6 protein-coding genes and 1 pseudogene are annotated in these 8,535 nt (G+C 38.5%); all 7 read left to right on the top strand.

Going from position 1 to position 8,535, the window contains the following annotated elements; genetic code table 11:
* Positions 1-479, top strand: a pseudogene (locus tag Q0V26_RS17355) (type VI secretion system tip protein VgrG); the annotation flags it as partial.
* Positions 476-1,327, top strand: a complete 852-nt coding sequence (locus tag Q0V26_RS17350; protein WP_297486171.1) for a DUF4123 domain-containing protein — start codon at positions 476-478, stop codon at positions 1,325-1,327. The pseudogene Q0V26_RS17355 and the gene Q0V26_RS17350, both read left to right, overlap by 4 nt.
* Entirely contained in the window at positions 1,317-4,718 is a 3,402-nt protein-coding gene (locus tag Q0V26_RS17345; protein WP_297486170.1) for a toxin VasX, read from the top strand. Before Q0V26_RS17350 ends, Q0V26_RS17345 begins: the two co-directional genes overlap by 11 nt.
* Before the next feature lie 16 nt (positions 4,719-4,734).
* On the top strand, positions 4,735-5,694 hold the full coding sequence (locus Q0V26_RS17340; protein WP_297486168.1) for a hypothetical protein: 960 nt from the start codon (positions 4,735-4,737) through the stop codon (positions 5,692-5,694).
* Positions 5,695-5,853: 159 nt separating this feature from the next.
* Positions 5,854-6,555 (top strand): hypothetical protein, encoded by a 702-nt coding sequence (locus Q0V26_RS17335; protein ID WP_297486167.1) that lies wholly within the window; start codon positions 5,854-5,856, stop codon positions 6,553-6,555.
* A gap of 372 nt (positions 6,556-6,927) precedes the next feature.
* A complete protein-coding gene (locus Q0V26_RS17330; RefSeq protein WP_297486165.1) occupies positions 6,928-7,617 on the top strand; it encodes a hypothetical protein in 690 nt (229 codons plus the stop codon).
* A gap of 209 nt (positions 7,618-7,826) precedes the next feature.
* Positions 7,827-8,513: a hypothetical protein gene (locus tag Q0V26_RS17325; RefSeq protein ID WP_297486163.1), complete on the top strand. Its 687-nt coding sequence runs from the start codon at positions 7,827-7,829 to the stop codon at positions 8,511-8,513.
* Positions 8,514-8,535 lie beyond the last annotated feature (22 nt).

Below are 8,535 nucleotides of genomic sequence, written 5' to 3'. Positions count from 1 at the left end.
TCAAAGTGAATGATCATGTAACGGTTGATGGTGAAAGTCGCCACCATGTTAAAGGCGATCAAACATTGGTGGTCGATGGCACTTTACATCTTAAACAGGGTAAAGCGATATTGAATGATGCGGGTAATGAGATTCATATTAAAGCCGGTAATAAAGTTGTCATTGAAAGTGGTGCTGAAATTACATTAAAAGCTGGCGGTAGCTTTATTAAAATTGATGCGTCGGGTGTGTCATTCGTCGGTGCGGCGCTACATATGAATGCAGGTGGTAGTGCAGGCAGTGGCTCCGGCTATGCCGGTGTTGCGCCGTTATTACCTGGTGCGGTTGAAGCGGCTGTGGCATTAAGTGTTGTTACTCCAGCCCTTAGAGCCAAATTGCTTACAGCACATGCTGCCAATGTACCTTTAACTGAAATGTGCCAAAAGCAACAAGATGGTTCATGCCCTTTATCTGACTGTCCATGTGGTAACAACCAATGAATATGCCAACCTTTTTAACGCCAAGCACTTCGGCTAAAGATGAGCAATGGTATTTCTTAGCTCATTATTCCCAGCAATTACCATCACTCATCGTGAGCTATGGCGATAAGCACAATCTCTATCAAGGAACAGACTTAAATGATGCGCAAGACTTAAGTCCAATCCTTATCACTATCAATAATGACCAACTATCTGCATTGATCAATGATATTGAAAGTAAGCGTTTAAAAGGCTTAATGATAGCAATTGAAAAAACAGTGCCATTAACGGTTTTAATGAAGCAATTAAGGCAACGACTCTTTGTTAATTTTGATAAGGGGCGAAAAGGTATCTTCCATTTTCAAAATCCAAGGGTTGCCAGTCATTTTTTTCATCAATCCTTGGCGCAAGATACTCATGCGTGGATGGGTAATATAAAAAAATTGGCTTGGTTTGATAATGTACCTTGGGGGAGCCAACAATGGGAAGCTATTGAGAATAACAGTCTCAACTTATTACAAGGTGGTTCGGAACCATGGTTACTGACGTCTTCACAGGAAAATGCTCTGCTGAATACGATTGATGACAGCACCATTAGTTACTTTTTTGAATGTTTCCCTGAACATTATACCCAACCGCAGGATTGGCGTTGGTGTTACGATATCCTTACTTATGCTTCCTTGTTCTCCTTAGATCATATCGACGAGTTAAAAACACTGTTAGCACTCTCTTTTGAGTTCCGACTTTTTGCCGCTAAAGTGCTAGCAAATCAACAAGAACAAAGCACTTTATTAAACCAAAACCCGACACTCCAAGAGTATCAACTAGCGCTAGAAAACATGCAGGAGAAAACCATTCATGGCCAATAAAAAAAGCCTCAGTCAAGGTGTTGCTTGTGATGGCAAAAAGATCTTCATTGAAGTCTCGGGTATAAATCATGCCAAACCATATGGCTTTGAATTTTTTGATCCAGAAAATAACAACAACCTAAATAAAGATAAACTTGAAACAACAGAAACATTTGATTCAACAACAGTTTATAGTTGGGATTGGAGCCAAGATAAAGATAAAGCCAATGTGCACTTACAACTTGAAGGTGATGATGGCTCAATTAGCTTGCCTCTGTTTATCAATGCGAAGCCGACACCACGTAAAAATGATGAACAAGCCTATAAGTTAATGGGGTGTCTCCCTTTAATTAATATGCCTGCACTTTCATCGAACAAAGAAGGTGTGGCACCAGTACGTGCAGGTTTTCTCTATATTCAGTACCAAGGTAAAGTTTGGCGTGAAATTCTAGTTAATCAAAACGAAGGTGAGCAACCTACCTTTCAAGATGTTGATTTAAGTCAGTACCGTAATAGCAAAGGTGATTTTGAGCTAAACAACAAAGAAAAGAGAGCTCCAACAGGGCCTAAAATGGCAACCCTGTGGCTGCCAGAAAAAGAAAACGGCCAACAAGTTAAGGTCGGTATTGCATTCTCTGAAATGCAATGGAGCGCCGCACATATTCATTTTACTGAAAATGATAAAAAATATGCTAAAGCGCGTTTTGAATCTGTTTTCAAAGAAATAAAGCCAGCCGGTGAATTACCAACACTGCGCTTGCGCGAAGCGGGTAAAGAGCTGATGTTGGCAGATCCAACAATTGGTAATCAAGATCTTACGGGCAACACATTAGCAACCTATGTTAACCAATTAAAAAACCAAGAGGTTGGATTAGCCATCGGTGAAGCTTCTGCTATCAGTACACTAAAAAAGTCATATAAATTCGAAGATGTTTGCCATGATTACTTCTTGAGAGAGCAAGTACTTCGCGCACATATTGAAAAATCAGACACTAATGCCATAGAAAAAGACTGGAAAGCGACACAATCAACCGATTATTTAGCGTATGCAAAACAGCATAAATACAATACGTTTAAATTTAATGACCCGCAGTTTACCCTAAGGCAAAAAACGGCATTGATAAGTACAATGAGCTCATATATTCAACAGCTTATGCAGTACAGTGATAAGGAAAAATATGCCAAGGTCGCGTTGGCTGTCAATGAAATTATCTCGCCACAGAAAAATACCATGGGTGATAAAAACCCATGGTATGATTTAAAACAAAACATGGATGCCTCGGTATCTGGATTATTTAATCGCACTCTAAGACTTAGGGAGCGAGAGTTATTGTCGGTTGCGTTCACCACTTGCCAAAAGCAATTGATGGGCTGTGTGAATAACCTTCTTTATGGCGCGGCATTGAGAGATTTAACATCACTAGATGGTATCAATGGCTGGATTGGCTTTTCCTTGGGATACAATGTTATAAGATCGCTGAGTCAAGATATCGCTAAACTTGATCTATATAACAAAGCTCCCTCATCACATCATGATGAATCAAAGTTTTTTGCTCTAAACATGATGCAAGATGATAGCACGCACCCATGGCATCAAATTCTATTTTTACCCGCAGGTGCTATTGATAAAAGCAAGAAATATGAACAAGCTGACAATGCTCGCAACGACGGTTCAGGCCTTGCTACGCCTGAGTTATTGTCAGGGATTGCTGATGAAATACTTCAACTTGATAAAGAACAACCTGCGCACCCTGCGCTCGCTGCCATATCCAATAGTGTAGCCCAATCAGAGATCTTTGATTTTACAAATTTCAGACGAGTGACCACTCTTGCCGGAGCAATGTTAGGAGAGCTCTTTGAGACACTTGTATCACTACAAGATGGTATTGCTACGGGTAAGGTTACAATCCTCCAATTCTCTCAAGCGTTTACCACTAGCTTGTCACTAGCTAAAATCCTTGATCCTCAAACTCTTGGGGAAATCACGATCAAAACGTTTGATGGCGATAGACAAATGGGCAAAGTTATCGGCTTCCAATACCTAGATAAATCAAAAGGGCTATCAACGGGTGACGCTGCGGCGACAATACGGAGCGGGGAAGTCTATGATAACAACGGAACATTAATCATTAGTTCCAGTAAAAATCAAAGTGGTATGTCAAATGCGAAAAAAATAACAGCAATTGAGTTAGCTATGGTGCCTGAAGACTCTACATTAGCTAAACCATTAAACAATGCCGTGACCAACAAAGCTGTTAACTATCCAAGAGTCGCACAAATCTACCAAAAACTACGCGTGCCGTATTTTTTAACCTTGATTGAGATTATTAATCTAAAGAATGCATGGGATGGTATCGAAGTTGATAAAGACCCTACTTATTCAATGACCAATTTTGCCTCAGCCATTGTTGACCTCAGTACAGTTGCAACAGAAACATACCTCTTTATGGTAAAAAGCCAATCATTGTTGCGTCAAAAAGCAGAAAAGGTGGTGACAGAGTACAGTTTTACAATTTTTGGTCGTTACTTCAGTGGAGTGATTACTGTTTTAAGGTATGCTTCAATTTTTGGTGGTCTATTGACCGCAGCTCTCGCAGGCTGGGACGCCTTAAGAGCTTGGGATAAAAATGATAAAGATGCCGCAATTGGTGCTGGCATATTTGCCTCTGGTACTGCAATAGCAACAATTGCAGGTACCTTATCAAGCGCATTTATGGGTGGGGCAATTGGTTGGTTAGCCATCGCGATCGCCCTTGCTGGCGGACTCGGTTATTTATGGTTAAAAGACACGCCAATGCAAGCATGGTTAGCCAATGGCCCTTTTGCAAAAGAAGAAGATCGCTGTAAAGGGGAGTATGCCTCTTTGGCTGACCCTGAATGGGCTTTGGTTACTTGGGTGAATTTTATTATTGGCATTAAGGTCACGGTTTATCCTAAAGGAAAGGTGAAAGGGCAGTTACAGCTAAGCAAGGATATATTGCAACGAGTGAAGGCCATACCTAAGACGCATTATATACATATCAGTACCAACTTACCGATTGCGCTGAATGAGAACAATATCAACCTAAAAGTTGCACAAGTCGTGAAAGAGTTGCGAATCAGTAGCCAAACAGAAGCTACTAGCACTCAGTTTACACGTTCAAAAGCATTGTCGCCTATGGGTATTGTTAGTCTCGGTAATAGTTATTTGTATTGCATTAATGCGCCAATGCAAGTAACTGAAAATAATAATACTGTATTGGGGTTAACGACTCTTTTTGAGGACATTATCTTGGCAAAAGTACGAGTAACGTATCAAGGTACCGATTTTCCTCTTCTCTCTTTAAAAAAAGTAAACATAAAAAAGAACAATCTTATACCTGCTCAAGTGGATTTTCGTAACCATCAAGACGAATGGGCAGATAACCTTTAAAATTAACAGGAAAACCATGATGCATACCCCGTACAATTCACAACACATTCCGCCGCAAGCACCGGGGAATCAACAAGGTTTTTGGTCACAAATGGCCAGAAAAGGCGTGCATTTTCCGTTTACTCGTAATAATCACCATGTACCAGAGAAAGAGTTGTCATCTCGTAAACCCTCTGAACTCAACAAATTTGAAACGTTTGAGAGTGACATCTACAGTGAACGTGAAATTCACGATATTACATTCCCATGGTGGGGGTTGGTTTATTTTTATGCAGTGACTTTCGCGAAAGTCATTGCACTCTATATTATGCCATTATTCTTTTTGATTGCCGGTGGTATGAATCTTTGGGATGGTACCGGGCAAGATGAATATAACCAAATTTATCTCGGTCTAGGTTGTATTTTAGCGGTATGTCTGCTGATTTGGTGGTCTTTCTCCTTTTTTAATGGCAAGTTACCGATTAAAACCTTATTTTCATTAAGCCGAGAAACAGGGATGATTACATTATATGGCTTTGGTAATAAGGTGCGATTTAGTCATCCCTTTGTTGAATTTGACTGTTATCTAACAACAGCGCCAACCCCACAAGGGTTTATTAATTATCATATGTTTCTTGTCCATCGCTATAACGGCTATAAACATGGGGTTCCCATTGGCCGTTTTATTAATGGCTCAAGAGATCTTGATGAATACAAACGTTTATGGAATATGATTCAAGCTTATATGGATGTGAGCCAACCTTTGCCGGACATTCCAATGAATGAGCCTTTTCGACATAAAGACAGTACAACCATTGCGTATGATAAGGCCCATCACCGTAAGCCCGACTTTTGGTTAAGCATGGATGATGAAGAGTTTGAACAAGCGGTTGCGAAAATTGTTAAGAAACAAAACACAGAGCCCCCATTAGGAGAGGTGATACCGATTATCACCACTGCTTCCACCGAAACAAGGTCAAACACAACCTCGGTATAAAAGCACAATAAGCACGTCTATATTGGCGTGCTTACTTTCTTTATAGATACAATAAGTGCTGACATAACACAGCCTAAGCGCTTCACTTTAGCAAAAAAAACAAGCCTACTTTTTGTGTATTCTAACTTAGGATAGTGCGCCTGCACCGATATAATCACAATGGAAATACTTGATAAAGAACAGCAACTTGAACGCCTCTATGCCACGACTCCTGTCTATGAGTGGGAGCTAATTGTTAATCCAATGCATTTCCGTACAAAATTTGCATGTTTGCTGTCTTTAACATTCACCTTTATTGGAGTCGGGATATTTATTTTATTACCTAGTCTAAAAGGATTAATGATAGCAAGCTCTCCAATTATTGTTGGCTCTTTAATGTATCCTTGGTCTCGCTATTTACTTAATGCAGACAAGCGCCACTATTACGCGATAAATAAGTACGGGATGTACTCAACAAGTGAGCAGATAATTTCTGAGATTGCTTACACCATTGTAAGGCGCTCGGCATGGGTTGGCTGCGCTATTTGTGTGTTTGCGGCAATATTCATTGGACCGATGGCATTTGTGGGGGCTGGCGGCGCAGCATTGATGTCATTTACGATGACAAACTTTCGTTCTGTACCCCATAAAAGTCAGTGTTTGTTTGATGGCTATGTGAATTTTGAATATTACAAAAGTTGTAAATCTTTTATTAATACGAAAGAAAAGTTTTTTGCTTGTATTATCCCTGAAGAGAAAATTGCGGCTATTGAAAGTATATTAATACAGTTGAATGAAACTTTTGAAAAAGAGTATATTGATGATTTTGAAGATGCTCCTAAATTTCAAGCTTTCCCTGTTATTCTGGAAATAGTGCGTTAACTTACCTTTAAGAATAACAAAACCCGCGCCCTTTATTGGGGGCGGGGTTTGTTTTATTGCCCTGCTTATTTTGCGTGTATTCTAACTTAGGATAGTACGCCTATATTGAAATGGGGGGTGGTCAGGTGATGATTTAAATAGAGGGGGTTGGATAAAAGAAGATAATCGGTTGTATTATTCATTACAAATTACGTTATCTTCTAAAGAAGATGAGGTGCGAATATATTTTGTTGATTCTGAAAAGGATATATATACAAATAAGGTCGTAGTTAATCAACAATTATCATTGATGAAAAAAAACAAAATAGATGCTTTTTTATCGGGAAAATATACCTATATGCCATTGTCAACATCATTATTAGGGGGCTAAATATGAGTCTTGAGAATTTAACACGTTTTAATGATGAAGAAATTAAAAAATTAAAAGAAGATATATGGAGTGCGCCTGTTGTTTATGAATGGGATGCTATTGAATGGGGAGTGACTGAATTCGGTATGTTCATCTTTGCTCTTGTTTCTTCTTTAATTATGCCATTAAGTATAGCTTTTATTGCTGATGACTATTCTATTGATTTGTTTTTATTCTGGGTTTTAATGTTTTTTATGGCTTATTTTATGTATCGTTTCTTATTTATGCCAAAAGAAAAAAATTGTTATCAATTAACATCTATTGGAATTCGTTATACTTCTAAAAAGGATATTCCTGATTTTGTTTATACAGCCGTTAGGTATATTGCTTGGGGTGGCGTTCTATTAAGTGTATTTGCAATGGCAATTATGGGGCCATTAGCTCTAGTTGGTGCGGGTGGTTTTGCTCTTTTGGCTGTTGGGTTTGTTAATTATAAGCCGAGTGTTGAATATCATAGTGTTTTATTTAAAAATAAGGTTAGCATTAAGCAATGTAAAAAAAGAAATGTAGTATCAATTGAAAGTATTCCTAGGCATGTGTCTTATAGTAGAAATATATATACTAATGATGATTATAATATTTTTTATAGGGAATTATCTGAAATTGTTGTCGTAGATAAATATGAAGAAGTTAAATCTATGAGTGACTTATAATCGTAATGAAAAATAGATTATTAATTTCTATTTTATATGGGCGATTACGCACTTTTACAGGTTCGCTAATCGCTCATTCCCTACGAGGACTAAAGCCTTTCAAATCATTATCGAAAAACCATCAAGTTATAAATCCAAGCCAATTATTGCCCAGCTTATTTTGCGCGTATCCTTACTTAGGATAGTACGCCAGCCCCGAGATAATAAGAATGGAAACACTCGATAAAGAACAACAATTTGAACGCCTCTATGCCACTCCTCCTGTCTACGAGTGGGAGCTAATTGTTAATCCAATATCTTTTCGAACACAAATGACATATTTCTTTCTTTTGTTTTCTATTTTACTTAGTGTGATATTTTTTTTGACAGACTCTGGTGCATTTTCAGTTGTACCAATATTAGGAGCTGCTTTTTTATGTCCATGGTTTCGCTATTTAGTAAATGCAGACAAACGCCACTATTATGCGATAAATCAGTACGGGATGTACTCAATAAGTGAGCAGATAATTCCTGAGATTGCTTACACCATTGTAAGGCGCTCGGCATGGGTTGGCTGCGCTATTTGTGTGTTTGCGGCAATATTCATTGGACCGATGGCATTTGTGGGGGCTGGCGGCGCAGCATTGATGTCATTTACGATGACAAACTTTCGTTCTATACCACATAAAAGTCAGTGTTTGTTTGATACATCTGCCATATTAAAAAACTATCGTGCAAATGATTATCTTCTAAGAACAGAACATTCATTGATTTCGTTAATTATTCCAGAAAGTAAATTAACGCCAATTATTGAAGTCATCAAGCAATATAACGACACCTTTGAAGAAGAGTTTGTTGATTTATATAAAGACTCTAAATTCCAAGCTCGGCCTGTTATTCTGGAAATAGTGCGTTAACTTACCTTTAAGAATAACAAAA

The organism is uncultured Photobacterium sp. (assembly GCF_947039875.1).
Lineage (GTDB): Bacteria > Pseudomonadota > Gammaproteobacteria > Enterobacterales > Vibrionaceae > Photobacterium.
Note: the sequence above shows the minus strand (reverse complement) of the source record. Positions and strands in the feature narration are given on the sequence as shown.

What these genes read in the sequence shown, in the direction of transcription:
- Q0V26_RS17335 (WP_297486167.1), top strand. Translation starts at nt 5,854, where the DNA reads ATGGAAATACTTGATAAAGAACAGCAACTTGAACGCCTCTATGCCACG.
- Q0V26_RS17325 (WP_297486163.1), top strand. Translation starts at nt 7,827, where the DNA reads ATGGAAACACTCGATAAAGAACAACAATTTGAACGCCTCTATGCCACT.
- Q0V26_RS17330 (WP_297486165.1), top strand. Translation starts at nt 6,928, where the DNA reads ATGAGTCTTGAGAATTTAACACGTTTTAATGATGAAGAAATTAAAAAA.
- Q0V26_RS17350 (WP_297486171.1), top strand. Translation starts at nt 476, where the DNA reads ATGAATATGCCAACCTTTTTAACGCCAAGCACTTCGGCTAAAGATGAG.
- Q0V26_RS17345 (WP_297486170.1), top strand. Translation starts at nt 1,317, where the DNA reads ATGGCCAATAAAAAAAGCCTCAGTCAAGGTGTTGCTTGTGATGGCAAA.
- Q0V26_RS17340 (WP_297486168.1), top strand. Translation starts at nt 4,735, where the DNA reads ATGATGCATACCCCGTACAATTCACAACACATTCCGCCGCAAGCACCG.